Raw genomic sequence first — 18346 nt, 5'->3', positions numbered from 1 at the left:
GTTGAGCGGTTTAACTAAACGACAACAGGTTAAAACCTGTGCTACTTTGAACGAATCGCAATTACTGGGTCTAAACGAGCGGCAATCCATGCAGGGACAATTCCAGAAATTACACCAATAACGGTTGCCGTAATAATTCCTTTAATCATATTTGAATAACTCAATACTAATTTTAGCGAGCCAAAATCTATGAAAGACATCAGCCAGACTAATAGTATTCCTACCAATCCACCAATTAAACTCAAGAAAACCGCTTCAAATAAAAACTGAAAAAGAATAAAATAATTCTTTGCTCCCAACGACTTCTGAATACCGATAATATTGGTTCTTTCTTTTACCGAAACAAACATAATATTGGCAATTCCGAAACCCCCAACCAATAATGAAAATAGAGCAATGATCCCTCCACCAACATTCAAACTTGAGAAAATGGAATCAAAAAATTTCACCGCTCCATCTAATCTATTAATCGAAAAATTATCGTCTTGCGTAGGTTTCAACCCTCTTCTACTTCTCATCAAGCCTGTAATTTCACCTTCCAAAGTTTCTTGTCCATTATCCCAATCATACGCTTTAATGGCAATATCTGGCTCAGGTTCATCTTTTTGGAAAAGGCTTGCGTAAGTGGTGTATGGAATATAAGCACGGTCATCGGGCGAACCTCCGAGACTAATTAAATCTTCCCCTTTCTTCCGCATCGTAGCAATTACCTTAAATTTAATTCCGTTTATTTTTATCGTTTCACCAATGGCATCCGCAATATTTGGGAAAAGAGCCTCTTTAATATCAGCCCCAAGAATTACAGCAAAAGCAGAATTATCTGTTTCATTTGTCAAGAAATATCGTCCATTTTCTACGGGTACATCTGAAATTTTATTGTAATCATAACTCACTCCCAACAATCGAGATTCTATACTATTATTGCCATTTTTCAAAGTCGTTTGACGACCATCCAAAATAGAAATTGCCTGTGCATTTTCCAGATTATCAGTCAAATAACGATATTCATTGTACTTCATCGTTGGACGGTTAATATATTTCCACCAAGGATAATTGTTACCCATCACCCAAGGCCATTTTCCGACATACACAACGCCTTTCCCGAACGAATCAATTTGCTCACGAATACCCGAATTCATAGAATCGACAAAAGTATAAACTGCCACAATTGAAAAAATACCAATCGTAACACCCAAAAGTGAAAGGGTAGTCCGTAACAAATTACTACGAAGAGCTTGCCAAGCAAATCTGATACTTTCTAAAAGTTGTCGAAGAAATTTCATAATTATACGATTTTTGAAGTTTAAATTTAGAAAAACACAATCCTAATTACAACAATGAAATGACCAATGGAAACTATCAGTAGGCTGAAAGGCAGAATAAGTGTAAGATTGGAAATAAAGTTTTTCGCTAATTGCTAATTTAGTATTTCAATGTCATAATTTTACAGCGATTTATATAAGGATTGTCCTAAATTTACAGATTAGGATAAATCTTGCGTAGCCAATACCACAAAAATATGTCTGCTAAAATTACCATCACTGACTTCAATATCTTGCAAGAGTCATTTGCGGGAGAACTTTTTTTTGACAACTCAACTTCGCATAATGCTCAGAAAATCCTGTACTCCACTGATGCTTCCGTCTATCAAGAAAAGCCATTAGCCGTTGCCATTCCAAAAGATATTGCCGATTTAAAAGCATTGATAAAATTTGCGAATCAGTACCGAGTTACGCTCATTCCACGCTCGGCAGGAACGTCATTGGCAGGGCAAGTTGTGGGGAAAGGAATTGTTGTGGATATTTCAAAATATTTTACGGAAGTCATTGAAATAAACCAAGAAGAACGTTGGGTAAGGGTACAACCTGGAGTCATTAGAGATGATTTGAATGTCATTTTGAAGCCTTACGGTTTGATGTTTGGCCCAGAAACTTCTACCTCCAATCGAGCCATGATTGGTGGTATGATTGGTAATAATTCATGCGGTTTACACTCAATTGTTTGGGGTGATACTCGCAGTAATTTGTTATCGGCAAATGTTCTTTTGAGTGATGGTTCAGAAGTTATCTTTTCAGAAACGTCACGAGAAGATTTTTTTCAAAAAGCCACTAAAAAGAATTTAGAAAGTCATTTATACGGTCAAATTTTCAAAATCTTGAATAATCCAATGATTCAAGAAACGATTGAAAAAGGCTATCCTAAAAAAACATTACAACGCAGAAATACAGGTTACGCTCTTGATATGCTGAGCGATAATCAACTGTTTCATCCAGAGTCGAATAAACCTTTTAATTTCTGTAAACTCTTGGCAGGTTCAGAAGGTACTTTAGCATTTGTGACGGAAGCAAAATTGAATTTAATTCCGCTTCCTCCGCAAGAAATTGCTTTGGTTTGTATTCATAGCCATACCATTCAAGATTCTTTACAAGCCAATTTAGTTGCCTTAAAACATAATCCGATGGCTTCGGAATTGGTGGATAAATACATTTTAGATTTCACCAAAGGACATCACGTTTACAACCAAAATCGCTTTTTCATTAAAGGCGACCCAGCCGCTATTTTGATGGTTGAGTTTATGGCAGAAACTGACACAGAACTCAATGCTAAAACCAATGCTTTAATTGAAGACTTACAAAAAGCAGGAATTGGCTATGCGTATCCAGTAGTAAAAGGTGAAGATACCAAACCCGCTTGGGACGTGAGAAAAGCTGGTTTGGGATTAATTCGCAACTTGAAAGGCGACATTCAGCCCGTTAATTTGATTGAAGATTGTGCCGTTGCTCCCGAAGATTTACCAGCTTATATTGCTGATTTACAAGGACTTTTGGCAAGCCACAATATCAATGCTTCGTATTACGCTCATGCGGGTGCGGGGGAATTGCACGTTGAGCCGATGATAAATCTGAAAACGGTTGAGGGCAAAGAATTATTCCGAACAATCTTAAAAGAGACAACAGAATTAGTCAAAAAATACAATGGTTCATTGAGTGGCGAACACGGCGATGGACGTTTGCGAGGTGAATTTATCGAAAGCGTTTTGGGCAAAGACGTTTACGAATTATTGAAAGAAGTCAAGGTAATATTCGACCCGAAAAACATCTTCAATGCTCGTAAAATCGTCAATACGCCACCCATGAACGAGTTTTTACGCTACGAAGCAGGCAAGAAAAATCCAGAAATTAATACGTATTTCGATTTTTCAAACCAAGAAGGAATCCTTCGTTTAGCCGAAAAATGCTCAGGCTCAGGCGATTGTCGCAAAACCGAAGTGACGGGCGGAACGATGTGTCCGAGTTACATGGCTACTCGCATGGAAAAAGACACAACCCGTGCCAGAGCCAATATTTTACGTGGATTTTTAACCAATTCTGAAAAGGAAAACCGTTTCGACCACGAGGAAATTAAGGAGGTTATGGATTTGTGTTTGTCGTGTAAAGGCTGTAAATCTGAATGCCCCTCGAAAGTTGATGTGGGCAAAATGAAAGCGGAGTTTTTACAACATTATTACGATGAACATGGCGTACCATTCAGGACAAAAATGATTGGTAATTTCACGAAATCGCAAGAATTAGCTTCTAAATTCCCAAGAATTTATAACTTTTTAGTAACCAATAATTTCACGGCAAATCTGACTAAAAAGTTCTTAGGTTTTGCTCCAGAAAGGTCAATTCCAACGGTTGGAAATATTACTTTGAGAAAGTGGCAAGAAGACAGAATTAAGGTTCAGCAAAAGCGTGAAAAAAATAGCGTTCATTATTCGCAAATCAATCTTGGAAAACGCAGAAAACAAGGCAAAGTGTATCTTTTCTGTGATGAATTTACGAATTATAACGATGTAGAAGTTGGACAAAAAGCCATTTTGTTATTGACCGCTTTGGGTTACGAAGTTCACATTCCAAAACACATTGAAAGTGGACGTACTTATCTTTCAAAAGGATTGGTAAAAGAGGCTCGGCAAATTGCGATTCAGAATGTTCAAATGCTGAGTGAAGCGATAAAAGACAATTCTCCAATTTTGGGAATTGAACCTTCAGCAATTTTAACTTTGCGAGACGAATACCTTGAATTAGTACCGCAACATTTACATTCTGATGCGGAAAGAGTAGCCGAAAATGCGTATTTGATTGATGAATTTTTAGCCCAAGAAATTGATAAAAAGAAGATTACCAAAGACTTATTCAAGGCGGATAAAAAACTCATTAAACTACATGGGCATTGTCATCAAAAAGCATTATCGTCATTGGTGGCAACCAAGAAAATTTTGTCATTACCTGCCAATTACGAAGTTCAATTGATTCCGTCGGGTTGTTGTGGTATGGCGGGTTCTTTTGGTTACGAAGAAGAACATTATGAAGTTTCGATGAAAATTGGTGAATTAGTGCTTTTTCCAACTATCAGAAAACAAGCCGATGAGGTAATTATTGCTGCCCCAGGCACAAGTTGTCGTCACCAAATAAAAGATGGAACGGGAAGAACTGCCCAACATCCCGTAGAAATTTTGTGGGATGCTTTGTTGGGGAATTAGGTTTAATCTAAAATTAAGTAGAATAGTATGTGTACTTATTTGAGTTGCAAAAACCTCACCCCCAGCCCCTCTCCGTTGGAGAGGGGGGAAATTGGGTCGAATACTCCCCTCTCCAACGGAGAGGGGCTGGGGGTGAGGTTTTCTGTCAATAACGTATAAAAAAATGAATAAAAAATACGCAATTATTGTTGCAGGAGGTTCGGGAAGTCGCATGAAAAGTGACATTCCTAAGCAGTTTATTGAAGTAGGTGGTTTGCCAATTTTAATGCATACCCTCAAAAGATTTAAAGAAGCCGAACCCGAAATTGAGCTGATTTTGGTTTTACCCGAATCGCAATTTGAGTATTGGAATCAACTCTGTGAGAAATACCCAACTGTTCCACACCGATTGGTAAAAGGCGGAAATACACGCTTTCAGTCGGGATTGAATGGCTTAAAAACCATTGAAAACGAAGGACTTGTAGCCATTCATGATGGCGTGCGTCCATTTGTTTCTGCGGAAATAATTCAAGAAAGTTTTAAAGTTGCCAACGAAAAAGGAACTGCCGTGGTGAGCGTTCCTTCCAAAGATTCGGTGCGAGTAAACGGACAAGCCATCGACCGTTCAACGGTTAGATTGATTCAGACACCACAAACTTTCCAGATTTCATTAATTAAAAAAGCCTTTGAAACCGAAGAATTAAGCACCTTCACAGACGATGCCAGTGTAGCAGAACACGCAGGTTTTACAATAAATCTCATTGAAGGAAGCTACGAAAATATAAAAATCACCACACCTGAAGATTTGGAATGGGCGGAGATTATTTTGGGGAAAGGGTGAGATTTGCTGTTGTCCCTTGCCGTTGTCCGTGTCTCCACAGACGATAATTTGTAGTCGTCTGTGGAGACACAGACAACGGCTGGAAGCGTCCTCGCTTGAACCATGAAATTCAATTAACCTTGTGCAGTTCAATTGCCTACGCACGAGAGTAGTTCAAGCGAGGACGCTTGAACCAGAAGGTCAACTCGTGCTACTGCGAATGAAACTTGGAGTTTCGGAACTGGGTATGGTGCCCTTCAAATGGAAACAGGTTGGTTAAATGGTGTTGTAACGGCATTAGGAGGTACTAATAATAGAACTGGTCAAATATTGCAAGATGCCATAAACGGAAGTATTGTTTTAGAGAAGTATGGAGTATTTATTAACGGTAACGGTGCTACCAGAATACTAAAATTGAATTAAGATGGATATTGTTTCTTATTTTTCGGATATTAAAATTAAACAAACTGCGAGTCTTGCAAAATGGGTGGAAGTTCTTACAAAAAAAAAGAATTTCCAAAGTGTGCTTTTCAATAATAGTTATCTTTTCATTGCAAGCCGTGACATAATTCTAAATTCAGAAATTTTTGAGGCAAAAAAAGCCTACTATAAAGCATCTAAAGTTTCATTACTTGGAATTAAGTTATTACATAACCATTACCCACAATATAAATGGAATGAACAACCTCCTCCTTCTTTATGGGGTACACTTCATTGGGGGATTATCCCCTTGTTATTAGCTGATAATGAGGAAGATTTATATGAATTTGCCACTATCAGTGAACTGATTGAAGGGAGTTTAGAGAGTAAACATTACGTTGCAATGGGCTATGCTTTAAAATATTTATTGCTTGGAGATAAAGCCAAAGCCAAAGAAAAAATGGGAGATTATTATTCAAAAACGGATACCTATGGTCGTGGCTTGGCTTATGTAGTAGCAGGTATATTGCATAGTGATTTAGCAATGATAAATGAAGGCATAGAATATGAAATCAAATATTTTAGAAGCATGGTGAAGAATTGGGAATATCCCATGTTTGCTTTTATTTGTGAACCAGCAACAGCTTGGGTAAAATTAGCACAGTTGCACGGTTTTGAGCCTGATACAAGTAATGAACTTATTAATAAAGAGTTATTAATAAAGCATAATAATATAATATTTGATGACATTATTGATATTTACGAAGCCTTAGAAATAGAAGGATATAAAAAGAAAACGTGGTTCAAGAAGTGGTTGGGATAACCTCGCTCCCCTCGATTTATAATCGGGCGGAAATGGTTTTGCGACTGTGTCGCAAATATATTTTAGCGTTATAAACGCAAAACCAATCCACACCCGATTACAAATCGGGGTGAGCAAAAAGTGATAATAAGAATATAGAAACTAATACGAAACTGTCCAAGTCACAGATTTGAATCAATAAACGACAAAGGCAAAATTCGAGCAAAACACATTGACAAAACCACATCACCAAAACAAAATCCATGAAAAAAAGACTTTCTCTTTCAGAATATACAGACGGTATTATTTCGGGTAATCGAATGATACTTAGTCGTGCTATTACGCTGATTGAGAGCAATTTACCTTCTGATAAAAAACTGGCTCAGGAGGTTATAGAAGCCATTTTACCTTATACGGGCAAATCCGTCAGATTAGGTATTACAGGCGTTCCCGGTGTGGGCAAAAGTACCTTTATTGAGGCTTTGGGCAAGTATTTAACTAATCAACAGAAAAAAATTGCGGTACTTGCCATCGACCCAAGTTCTCAACTTACTAAAGGCAGTATTTTGGGCGACAAAACCCGCATGGAAGAGCTTTCCCGTGAGCCTTTGGCGTACATTCGCCCCTCTCCTACGGGCAATTCTTTGGGCGGAGTTTCGCATAAAACTCGTGAAACCATGCTACTCTGCGAAGCCGCAGGTTTTGAGGTCATTATCATTGAAACCGTTGGTGTTGGTCAGTCCGAAACCTACGTGCATGGCATGGTCGATTTTTTCCTTTTGTTGATGTTGGCAGGTGCGGGCGACGAATTGCAAGGCATCAAAAAAGGCATTATGGAAATGGCGGATTTAATTGCCATCACCAAAGCGGATTCGGGCAATGAAAATCAGGCGAAATTGGCAAAAATTGAGTACCAAAATGCCCTACATTTATTTCCACCCGACGGCACAGGTTGGTTTCCAGAAGTGGTAACTTGTTCGGCAACAAATCTCAATGGAATCGCTGAAATATGGGAATTAGTCGAAAAGCATCGGGATTTGTTAAGTAAGAGTGGTAAATTTGCAGAAAATCGGCAAAACCAAAATTTAGATTGGATGAACGATTTCATTAAACAAACCTTAGAGGAAAATTTTTACAGCAATAAAAACGTTTCCTTAAAAACCAGAGACATTCAAAAAGCCGTTAGCGAAGGCACAAAACACCCAATTCATGCCGCTTACGAACTTTTGGAAGTCTTTTACAAACAATAATAATGAACAATATCTGGCATAAGCTATCAGTCGCTATCCTTAAAAATCGTCCTTACTTTTTGGCTCTCGTTGCTTTCTTGGCAATTTTTATGGGCTACATGGCTACTAAAACCCAAGTTTCAAGCGAATTACCTAAAATTCTTCCTCAGTCCGACAGTCGTCTTCAATTGTACGAATCCTTCAAAAAACGCTTTGGCGAAGATGGTTCGGTCATGGTTTTGGGCGTTGAAACCGACAAAATGTTTCAGCTTCCATTTTTCCAACAATGGCAAGATTTAGCGAAGGAAATCAAAGGTGTAGAAGGCATCAAAGACGTTGTTTACGCAGGAAATATTCCGAGAGTTGTCAAAAATGACACCGCAAAACGCTTTGATACTAAACCACTTATCACGCAAAGAGCCGTTACGCAAGCAGAAGTGGAGAGCGTAAAAACGGGTTTGGTAAAACTGCCTTTTTACAAAGGTTTTATCATTAATGAAGCAGGAAATGTGCATTTAATGATGATTACTTTCGACCAAAAAGCCATCAATGATAAAGCAAGGGTTAGAGCGGTTAAGAAAATTAAAGAAATTACGGCACAGTTTGAAGAGAAGCAAAAAACGGATTTACACCTTTCGGGAATGCCATTTGTCCGTACCGAAATGACCGCACAAATCACAACTGAATTAGGCATTTTTGTTAGCCTTGCCCTTGTGGTAACCATGCTAATTTTATTGTTATTCTTCCGCAGTTTCAAAGTCATGTTTTTTGCTCTGATTGTGGTTTTGATTGGTATTGTTTCGTCGCTCGGCTTTATCGTTTTGTTCGGTTATAAAATCACGATTATTTCGGGAATGATTCCGTCATTAGTCGTGGTCATTGGCGTTCCAAATACTATTTTTGTCTTTAATAAATACTACGAAGAATACGCTTTGCACGGCGATAAAATGTTGGCTTTGCAAACAACCATCGAGAAAATTGGGCAAACACTTTTCTTAGCAAACCTCACAACGTCGATTGGCTTTGGCGTTTTTGCGTTTACGGGAAGTACATTTTTATCTGAATTCGGTATTGTGGCGGCTATCAATGTAATGCTTACTTACGTGGTTTCATTGATATTTATCCCATTGGTATTTAGCTACTTAGCCCCTCCTTCTGAAAAACAAACAGCTCGTTTAGATTCGGGAAGAGTTGCCAAAATATTACTAAAAATTGACGGATATGTAAACCACAAACGTTCGGTTATTTACAGCATTATTATCGTCATTATTGGACTTTCAGTTTATGGAATGACACAAATAAAATCAATTGGTTACATCGTGGATGACCTTGCTGATGACAATCCAATTTTGACCGATTTAAAATTTATAGAAAAGAATTTCAAAGGAATTATGCCTTTTGAAGTGGCTATTGATACCTATGAAGCAGGTCGTGTGTTGGGTTCACCTGAGCTTTTGACCAAAATCAAGAAAATGGAAAAAGAGTTTGCAAAATATCCAGAATTTACCAAACCGATTTCATTAGTAACTGCTGCAAAATTCATTTATCAAGCTTATCGTGGTGGCGACCCAAAATATTTTGTTTTACCAGGAATTGACGAATTAGCGAAACTGAAAGAGTATAATTCAAGCGTACAAGGAAAACAAGGATTCACCAAAGGTTTCATTGATTCAACCAAACGTTACACACGGGTCAGTTATCAAATTGCCGATTGTGGAACTGTTCGTACCAATCAGATTATCAATGAATTACAACCTAAAATTGACTCAATTTTCAATTATAATGCCGAAACAAATGAGTTTTATAAACGTGGAGATAAACGTGGCTATGATGCGGAAATAACGGGAAATAGTGTAATTTATGCTTGGCAAAACGATTATTTACAAGCAAATTTAGTAGAAAGTACACTCCAAGCTATTGTATTGATTTGCTTAATTATGGCTTTGCTTTTTCGTTCTTGGAAAATGGTCATTATCTCAACTTTACCGAGTTTAATTCCATTATTGATTACGGCGGGATTGATGGGTTTCTTCGATATTCACTTGAAATATTCAACGATTTTGATTTTCTCAATCGCTTTCGGTATTTCTTCAGACGGGACGATTTACTTCTTGACTCGTTACAAAGACGAATTAATTAACAAAAAACGAAACGTAAAAGATGCCATCAGAGAAACGATTTTGAATACAGGCGTTTCAATGTTTTATACGGCAATTATCTTATTTACAGGCTTTTTCATCTTTACGGCATCAACTTTCAAAGGCACGCAATCATTAGGAATTTTAGTTTCAATCACGCTTTTAATGGCGATGATTTGTAATTTAGTTTTATTACCCGCTTTCTTAATGACTTTGGATAAACGTGAAAGTAAGCAATTGATGAAGTAGCGTTTTGATGCTTGATGTTCGTATTTCGATGTTTGGAATTGATACCCCAACATCGAAATACGAAAATCAAAAATTAAAATCAAACCTTCTTCTTACTCCAATAACTCGCCAATAAAGAGCCATTAACATTCATAATTGGTCCAAATAAGGCAGGAGCTATTCCAACCGTTGCTAATTTCCCCATCGCTTTGGCTAATCCTGACGCTAATCCAGCATTTTGTAAACCCACCTCAATTGCTACCGTTCTGCAATCTTGTTCTGGTAATTTGAATAATCTTGCACCCCAATAACCCAAGATAAATCCTCCGATATTATGCAGTAAAGTAGCAAAAACTAAGGCTAATCCCACCGTTTGCAAAGATTTTTGTCCAACCGCCGTAATAATAACGATAATAACAGCAATACCCGCCATTGAAATGATTGGTAATATTTTCTGTAACCATTCTGCTCTTCCCGCCAAAAATTTATTGACCAAGAAACCAACACCGACTGGAATTATTATCATTTTAGAAATATCGTAAGTCATACTCCAAAAGTCAATTTCAATGAATTGTCCACCCAATAATTTCATTAAAAGTGGCGTAAGAATGGGTGCTAAAAGCGTAGCAAAAGACGTAATAGTGATAGATAAAGCCACATTGGCTTTGGCAATGTACGACATCACGTTGGAAGCCAATCCACTTGGAGAACAACCCACTAAAATAATTCCTGCCGCAATTTCTGGTGGAAAATTAAAGGCTCTTGCAATGCTAAAGCCTAAAAATGGCATAATGGTAAACTGACAAATTAACCCAACAATAACGGCTTTAGGCATTTTTACCACGCCTAAAAAATCATCATAACTCATCGTCGTTCCCATACCAAACATAATAATTTGAAGCAGAGGAATGATTAATTCTTTCAGTTGAAAATTACCTACCGAAATAAAATATTGTGGAAAAAAATAAGCGATTGTTGCCCCTAAAATAATGGAAAGTGTGTAAAGATAATTTTTCATGTGGTCGATTTTAGGAACAATAATAGATTGATTTTTTTGATTTTTTCCGTTATTTAGAGGAATAATTTATGAATTAACCATTTTTGATAAGCAAACAATTTCATGCAAAAATTAACCGTAACTTCTCTATTAATGCTCCTATTCGGGAGTATTAGTTCTTTTTCACAACAACCCATTTATTTATCATCTCCTGATAAAAACGTCACTTTAAAAGTTCAGAGCGACAAAAACAATGCGGTTTCGTACAGTCTAACTTATAAAAACAAAGCCATTCTTGAGCCATCACTACTTGGTTTTCAATTGAATAAACCCAAAATTGACCTAAAAAATTTTAGCTTTATTTCTATTGACTCAACCTCTGTTGATGAAACTTGGAAACCTGTTTGGGGAGAAATGAGCAATATTAGAAATAACTATAAACAATTGAGTTTGACCTTGAAAGAAAATCAATCGGCAGTCATTTTAAAAGTTGTTTTCAGAGTTTTTAATGAAGGTTTGGGCTTTCGCTATGAATTTCCAACACAAGATAATTTCAAACATTTTATCGTTGGCGATGAACTTACTCAATTTAATTTAGCAGGAAATCATAAAACCTTCTGGATTCCAGGGGATTATGACACCAACGAATATTTATATAATACTACCAAATTAAGCGAAATTGATGCCGTCAAAGCAGCCGATAAAGAACCTGATATTGCCCTGAAATCTGTCATTGGCGTAAATACCATTCAATGTCCTTTGATGATGAAAACGGACGATGGTATTTATATCAACATCCACGAAGCCGCTTTGATAAATTATCCTGCCATGAATTTGACTTTGGATAAAAATACTTTCACGCTCACATCTCATTTAGTTCCTGATGCCGTTGGCAATAAAGCTTATTTGCAAACGCCTTTTCAAACGCCGTGGAGAACCATCAACGTGAGCGACAAAGCAACGGATATTTTAGCCTCAAAAATGATTTTAAACCTTAATGAGCCTTCAAAAATCACGGATGTGTCTTGGATAAAACCCCAAAAATTTATCGGAATGTGGTGGGAAATGCACACAGGAAAAGCTAATTGGGACAAAGCATCGGGCAAACACGGAGCCAATACTGCCAATGTAAAAACCTACATTGATTTTGCGGCTCTACATGGTTTTGACGGTGTTTTGGTGGAAGGTTGGAACGAAGGCTGGGAAGATTGGTTTGGAAATTGGAAAGAAAATGTCTTTGATTTTGTAACGCCTTACAGTGATTATGACGTAAATTATTTGGCTGATTATGCCAAGCAAAAAGGTTTACGCCTTATCATGCACCACGAGACTTCTGGCTCGGCTACCAATTATGAACGCCATTTCGATAAGGCTTTTCAATTTATGAAAGACCACAATATGAATACCGTGAAAACGGGTTACGTCGGACGAATTATTCCAAGAGGTGAACACCATGATAGTCAATGGATGGTGAATCACTACCAAAGAGTGGCTGAAAAAACGGCTGAAAATCATATTATGCTGGAAGCTCACGAACCTGTGCATCCAACGGGTTTGCACCGTACTTACCCCAATTGGTTGGCAAATGAAGCCGCCCGAGGAAATGAATTTAACAATGCTCCCAATTTGGCACTCGTTCCCGAACACGAAACTATTTTGCCCTTCACACGCTTGATGGGTGGACCAATGGATTACACGCCAGGGTTTTTCCATTTTCAATTAAATCAGTTTGACTCAAGTCGTAAAACTCGTGTACGCACTACGCTTGCCAAACAGTTGGCTTTATACGTAACCATTTACAGTCCTTTGCAAATGGCGGGTGATTTCCCTGATAATTTCAATCAGCATTTAGATGCGTTTCAGTTTATTAAAGACGTGCCTGTTGATTGGGACGATACCAAAATTTTAGAAGCCGAACCTGCCGATTATATTACCATTGCGAGAAAACAGAAAGGAAAAGACAATTGGTTTATCGGAGCAATTACTGATGAAAATAGCCGTAACGCCACGATTTCACTTGATTTCTTGGATAATGGAGCTAAATATCAAGCAATAATTTATAAAGATAGCGACAACTCAGATTGGCAAAATAATCCAGAAAGCTATAAAATTGAGAAAGTTATCGTAACCAAACAATCAAAATTAGACTTGAAATTAGCCAAAGGTGGCGGTTGTGCTATTAGCTTAATGAAGTTGTAAGGTATATTTTTGTAACGTTGGCAGAGTTTTGAACTCTGCCAACGTTTTATTATCAAATCTCAAAAGCATCAACTTTTGGGATTTTTTTATTTTTTTCAAATTCTTTGAACCATTTTAAACTTGAAATGTTATAACATTAAATGTATATACATTAATTATCAAAACATATTTAAAAATGGCTACTTCAAATTGGGCAATTGATGCCTCACACTCAGAAATTCAATTCAAAGTAAAACACTTGGTAATCACTACCGTAACAGGAAATTTCAAAGAATTTAGTGGTTCAGTAGAAGCTGGAGACAGTTTTGAAAACGCAACGATTTCTTTTGAGGCAAATGTAAACTCTATTGATACAAACAGCGAACAACGTGACGGACACTTGAAAAGTGCTGATTTCTTTGATGCTGAACAATTTTCAACCCTTTCATTTACCTCAACTGAATTCACGAAAAAATCGGATGATGAATTTTCTTTAACAGGAAATTTAACGATGAAAGGAACAACTTTACCAGTAACCTTAGCAGTAGAATATGGCGGAACGGCAACTGACCCTTGGGGAAATGTAAAAGCAGGTTTTGAATTAACTGGAAAAATCAACCGTAAAGATTTTGGATTGTCTTGGAACGCAATCACAGAAGCAGGTAGTGCTTTGGTAAGTGAAGAAGTAAAATTGATTGCAAATATTCAATTGGTAAAACAAGCCTAAAAGCAATTGACGATTTACCAATAAATAAAAAAGAGAATTACAATTAGTGCTTTGCATTAACGGTAATTCTCTTTTTTGTTTCATGCTCCTATCCTCCCGATTTATGAGCCTTATACCCTTGAGCCACTAACCAAGCCAAAACTTTATCTCTCACATCGCCTTGAATTAATATTTCTCCGTCTTTGGCAGAACCTCCACACCCACAAAGATTTTTTAGTTTTTTGGCTAAAATCTCTAAATCATCCTCATTCCCCACAAAACCCGTTATTAAAGTTACTTGTTTCCCTGCACGAGCTTTTTTATCTAACTGAATTTTTAATTTCTGCTTTTCTGGAGGCAAAGTCTCGGCAACTTCATCGTTATCAAATGAAAAATCAAAATCTGGATTAGTAGAGAAAACCACGCCTACGGGTATTTTTTTATTTTTAGACATTGCCAATTACTTTTAAAGATTGCTTTTTAATTTTTACTTTTAATTCATTCGTTGCCAATTGATGAGGTTCTCCATCATAATGTATCAAAAAGTTTTTATCAGATTTTAAATTAAAAATTTCTCCTGTTTGGGTTTCAATATATCTTGAATTTGGTAAAGTTCCCCTAAACAAACGAACGCCAATAATTGGAGCTGCTCCAAACGGAAATGGCTTCAAAATAACCATTTCAATCAAACCATCATCAATTTTAGATTTTGGAGAAATCATCGCATTATTACCATATTGCGTAGCATTAGCAAAAGTGATTGCAAAAACGGTTTTATCTTCCTCATTAATCTGAAATATCTCAGGTTTATAAGTTCTAAATGATTTTAATGCCATTCGGGCATAAGTCTTCAATCCCCTTGAATTTTGTTTGGCAAATTCATGAGCAACCTCAGCATCAAAACCAACACCAGCGGTACAGAAAAATGGAATATCATTTAAAAAGCAAACATCCATCAAAACTGCCGACTGACTAACGGCAAATTGAATGGCTTTTTCAATTTTTAGAGGAATTTTCAAGTGCCGAGCCAAACCATTTCCAGAACCAATAGGAATAATTGCTAAGGCGGTATTAGAGTCAATTAAGCCTTTACCGACTTCATTGACCGTTCCGTCACCACCAATAGCAACAACCTTTGAAACTCCTTCTCTGACGGCTCTTTGGGCAATTTCGGTAGCATGACCTACATATTCTGTAAAAAACAACTGACTTTCAGGTAATTTTGAAACAATCTGCTTAATTTTATTTTTCTGTGCGGGCGTAGTCGTACCCGACATTGGATTCATCACAAACCAAACCATTAGCTAAAAAAGATAAATAGAATTGCCAATACCAATATGAACGACAGATACATTAAGCCATCCACTAAATAATAATCTTTGTACTTTTCAAATAACTCATTCCACTTCATATCTTTCAAATTTTAATATATAAACAAATTTACAGAAAAATAAAGCATGAAAAAACTCATATTCTTTTTATTACTTTCAACGGTTTGTCAAGTAAATGCTCAAACAAATGATGATAAGGCTCAAATATTAAAGATTTTAGACCGCCAAACCAGAGCTTGGAACGATGGCGATGTTAACAATTTTATGAAAGGATATTGGGAATCTGATTCTTTGATGTACATCGGGAAAAGTGGTGTAACGTATGGTTTTCATAAAACACTTGAAAATTACAAGAAAAATTATCCCAACAAAGCCACAATGGGAGTTTTGGCTTTTAACATCCTTAAAGTTAATTTTATATCCTCCGATGCTTGCTTCGTTGTAGGTAAATGGCACTTGACTCGTCCCGAAAAAGGCGATATAGGCGGACATTACACACTTCTTTGGAAAAAAATAAATGGCGAATGGCTCATCATTGCCGACCATTCTTCTTAATAAGTGATTGCGTGATTTGTAAATGAGTGATTGAGGTAATATTATAAATTTTCAGTCATCAAATCACTCACCCTTCCAAACTCAATCATAATTCATAACTTATAATTCATAACTCACTCATGATTCCAGTAAATACCGTTTACAGACACACATTTTCATTTACACAAAACGATGTAATTCTTTTTGCTCAAGTTTCGGGCGACAATAACCCTTTGCATCTTGATGCCGATTTTGCGGCTACAACCGCCTTTAAAAAACCAATTATTCATGGTGCTTTAGCGTCAAGTGTTTTCTCAAAAATTATGGGAACTGAATTTCCAGGATTTGGTAGTGTTTACATGAAACAAGTTTCTGAATACAAACGTCCGATGTTTGTAGATACTGAATACGAAGCCGTTTTTACTGTTATGGCAATTAATGAAGCAAAACACACGGCTGAAATTTCCACAGAAATTTTTGATGTCGCAACGGGTAAAAAAACGACTGAAGGAATGGCAGTCATTATGAATAAGGAAGAGTTTTGATGGAGAGTATATGAGTTGATGAGTATATGGGGTAATAGGTTTATGAGTTAATGAGTATATGAGAAAGGAACATTCGTTGTACTACTCATATACTTTTACCTCATAAACTCATAAACTCTTACCTCATAAACTCATATACTCTTCCCTCATAAACTCATATACTCTTCCCTCATAAACTCTTCATCTCCCAAAAACAACAAAAAAGGCTCAGATTTATATCCGAGCCTTTTTTTGTTAAATAACAACAGTAAATACTAAGCTTCTGTGCTATTTTTAATGTCTTGCACTTGAGTACGAATTTCTTGTGCCAAAGTTTTCAATTGTTGCATACCACCTCTTACACGAGTACCGGCTGCTTGATTACCTTTGTCATAAAACTTATCAAAATCTCCTTCTAAGGACATAATTAAGTCCCTTACTTCTGCAAATCTGTTCATAATCGAAACTTGGATTTAGGTTGAATAAATGGTTGAAAAAAGCCTTAAATAACGTTGAAACGTATTTTTATGGTCGAAATATAGCTAATTTCTTACACCTTCCAAATTCAAATTATGAAAAATGAACAAAAAAATGAAATATTTTACGAAAATTATACCAATTCAACCTGTTTTGCAATAAATTCTTCTGCAAGTTGACGATAAACACCATCTTGAAGTTTTTGCTGAACCACTTGAAAACAATCCATTGTATAAGTAACATCTTCTAAGGTATGAGAAGCCGTTGGAATGATTCTCAACATGATTTGTCCTTTAGGCACAACTGGATAAGTTACGATAGAACAGAACACACCCATATTCTCTCTTAAGTCTTGAACAAGCCCAACAACGTGTGTTAATTCATAGTCTCCGTGTAAGAAAACAGGCGTAACAGGCGATGTTGTTTCTCCAATATCAAAACCTCTTTCTTTTAATCCTTTTTGTAAGGCACGAACGTTTTCCCATAATTTTTCACGCAATTCTGGGTGTTTCTTGATTAATTCTAAACGTTTCATTCCACCTACCACAAATGGCATTGGTAATGCTTTTGCATAGATTTGTGAACGCATATTATATTTCAAGAACATGATAATGTCTTTATCCGCTGCGACAAATGCACCGATTGAAGCCATTGATTTTGCGAAAGTAGAGAAATATAAATCAATCCCTTCAATACAATTCATTTCTTCATGTACACCACGACCATTTTCTCCCATTGTACCAAATCCGTGAGCATCATCCACTAAAATACGGAAATTGAAGTCTTCCTTCATTTTCACAATTTCGTCTAATGAACCTACTTTTCCAGACATTCCGAAAACACCTTCCGTAATTACTAAAATACCTCCACCAGTTTCAGCAACTTTTTTAGTAGCACGTTCCAAATTCTTACGCAATGAGTCCATATCATTGTGATTGAATTTATAATATTGCCCCATTTTTGCTTTGTGTAAACGGATACCATCAATCAAACAAGCATGAGATTCAGCATCGTAAACAATTACGTCATTTCTGTCACAAATACACTCAATAACAGACATAACACCTTGATAACCGAAGTTCAAAAGAAAAGCATCTTCTTTTCCTGCGAATTCTGCTAATTGAGCTTCAAATTCTTCGTGTAAAGCAGAGTTACCTGACATCATTCTCGCACCCATTGGAGCAGCTAAGCCATAGTCCGCAGCCGCTTTTGCATCAGCCTCACGTACTTCTGGATGGTTTGCTAAACCCAAATAGTTGTTCAATGACCAGTTCAACATTTCTTTTCCCTTGAATGTCATTCTTGGACCTATTTCCCCTGTTAACATTGGGAAGGTAAAATAATGATGAGAATAGTGAGCATGGGCTCCGATAGGTCCAAGACCTTTGCCTACTTTATCGAAAATATCCACTTTATTGTATGATTAAATGATTTTAAATTTATGAATTTAGACTTTCT

Annotated in this window: 16 protein-coding genes; 10 read left to right on the top strand and 6 right to left on the bottom strand. The window is 36.7% G+C overall.

The genetic code is table 11. The features are described 5' to 3' along the window. Positions 1 to 41: 41 nt before the first annotated feature. Positions 42 to 1283, bottom strand: a complete 1242-nt coding sequence (locus VB796_RS15960) for an ABC transporter permease (protein WP_323347566.1) — start codon at positions 1281 to 1283, stop codon at positions 42 to 44. Between the two features lie 236 nt (positions 1284 to 1519). Here VB796_RS15960 and VB796_RS15955 point away from each other — a divergent pair, with 236 nt between their 5' ends. The 6 genes from VB796_RS15955 (at position 1520) to VB796_RS15930 (ending at position 10162) form a co-directional block, all read left to right on the top strand. After that, positions 1520 to 4525: an FAD-binding and (Fe-S)-binding domain-containing protein gene (locus tag VB796_RS15955; protein WP_323347565.1), complete on the top strand. Its 3006-nt coding sequence runs from the start codon at positions 1520 to 1522 to the stop codon at positions 4523 to 4525. Positions 4526 to 4688: 163 nt separating this feature from the next. Beyond that, positions 4689 to 5345 (top strand): 2-C-methyl-D-erythritol 4-phosphate cytidylyltransferase, encoded by a 657-nt coding sequence (locus VB796_RS15950; RefSeq protein WP_323347564.1) that lies wholly within the window; start codon positions 4689 to 4691, stop codon positions 5343 to 5345. A 240-nt stretch (positions 5346 to 5585) separates the two neighbouring features. Next, the gene (locus VB796_RS15945) at positions 5586 to 5747 is read left to right on the top strand and encodes a hypothetical protein (RefSeq protein ID WP_323347563.1); all 162 of its coding nucleotides are present in this window, start codon (positions 5586 to 5588) and stop codon (positions 5745 to 5747) included. A 1-nt stretch (position 5748) separates the two neighbouring features. Continuing rightward, positions 5749 to 6567 (top strand): hypothetical protein, encoded by an 819-nt coding sequence (locus tag VB796_RS15940; protein ID WP_323347562.1) that lies wholly within the window; start codon positions 5749 to 5751, stop codon positions 6565 to 6567. 242 nt (positions 6568 to 6809) lie between these two features. Beyond that, positions 6810 to 7796 (top strand): methylmalonyl Co-A mutase-associated GTPase MeaB, encoded by a 987-nt coding sequence (gene meaB / locus VB796_RS15935; RefSeq protein WP_323347561.1) that lies wholly within the window; start codon positions 6810 to 6812, stop codon positions 7794 to 7796. Between the two features lie 2 nt (positions 7797 to 7798). Then, entirely contained in the window at positions 7799 to 10162 is a 2364-nt protein-coding gene (locus VB796_RS15930) for an efflux RND transporter permease subunit (protein ID WP_323347560.1), read from the top strand. 79 nt (positions 10163 to 10241) lie between these two features. Here VB796_RS15930 and VB796_RS15925 read toward each other — a convergent pair whose 3' ends face one another. Further along, positions 10242 to 11159: a bile acid:sodium symporter family protein gene (locus VB796_RS15925; protein ID WP_323347559.1), complete on the bottom strand. Its 918-nt coding sequence runs from the start codon at positions 11157 to 11159 to the stop codon at positions 10242 to 10244. 102 nt (positions 11160 to 11261) lie between these two features. On the opposite strand from VB796_RS15925, the gene VB796_RS15920 reads away from it, so the two are divergent. Beyond that, positions 11262 to 13337 (top strand): glycoside hydrolase family 97 protein, encoded by a 2076-nt coding sequence (locus tag VB796_RS15920; RefSeq protein ID WP_323347558.1) that lies wholly within the window; start codon positions 11262 to 11264, stop codon positions 13335 to 13337. A gap of 175 nt (positions 13338 to 13512) precedes the next feature. Further along, positions 13513 to 14043, top strand: coding sequence for a YceI family protein (locus tag VB796_RS15915; RefSeq protein WP_323347557.1), 531 nt, complete (start codon positions 13513 to 13515; stop codon positions 14041 to 14043). An 88-nt stretch (positions 14044 to 14131) separates the two neighbouring features. Here the strand turns inward: VB796_RS15915 and VB796_RS15910 are convergent, their stop codons facing one another. Then, positions 14132 to 14476 (bottom strand): translation initiation factor, encoded by a 345-nt coding sequence (locus tag VB796_RS15910; RefSeq protein ID WP_323347556.1) that lies wholly within the window; start codon positions 14474 to 14476, stop codon positions 14132 to 14134. Continuing rightward, positions 14469 to 15323: a diacylglycerol/lipid kinase family protein gene (locus VB796_RS15905; RefSeq protein ID WP_323347555.1), complete on the bottom strand. Its 855-nt coding sequence runs from the start codon at positions 15321 to 15323 to the stop codon at positions 14469 to 14471. The genes VB796_RS15910 and VB796_RS15905 overlap by 8 nt, the downstream gene beginning before the upstream one ends. 156 nt (positions 15324 to 15479) lie before the next feature. Here VB796_RS15905 and VB796_RS15900 point away from each other — a divergent pair, with 156 nt between their 5' ends. Together VB796_RS15900 and VB796_RS15895 are read left to right on the top strand one after the other, a co-directional pair. Beyond that, positions 15480 to 15908, top strand: a complete 429-nt coding sequence (locus VB796_RS15900) for a nuclear transport factor 2 family protein (protein WP_323347554.1) — start codon at positions 15480 to 15482, stop codon at positions 15906 to 15908. 119 nt (positions 15909 to 16027) lie between these two features. Next, the gene (locus VB796_RS15895) at positions 16028 to 16432 is read left to right on the top strand and encodes a MaoC family dehydratase (RefSeq protein WP_323347553.1); all 405 of its coding nucleotides are present in this window, start codon (positions 16028 to 16030) and stop codon (positions 16430 to 16432) included. 254 nt (positions 16433 to 16686) lie between these two features. On the opposite strand, the gene VB796_RS15890 is transcribed toward VB796_RS15895, so the two are convergent. Both VB796_RS15890 and VB796_RS15885 read right to left on the bottom strand, forming a co-directional pair. Continuing rightward, positions 16687 to 16869, bottom strand: coding sequence for a histone H1 (locus tag VB796_RS15890; protein ID WP_323347552.1), 183 nt, complete (start codon positions 16867 to 16869; stop codon positions 16687 to 16689). A 152-nt stretch (positions 16870 to 17021) separates the two neighbouring features. Beyond that, entirely contained in the window at positions 17022 to 18299 is a 1278-nt protein-coding gene (locus VB796_RS15885) for a pyridoxal phosphate-dependent aminotransferase family protein (RefSeq protein WP_323347551.1), read from the bottom strand. Positions 18300 to 18346: the final 47 nt, after the last annotated feature.

The organism is Arcicella sp. LKC2W (assembly GCF_034931005.1).
Classification (GTDB): Bacteria; Bacteroidota; Bacteroidia; order Cytophagales; family Spirosomataceae; genus Arcicella.
This window is presented reverse-complemented; position numbering and strand designations above follow the sequence as displayed.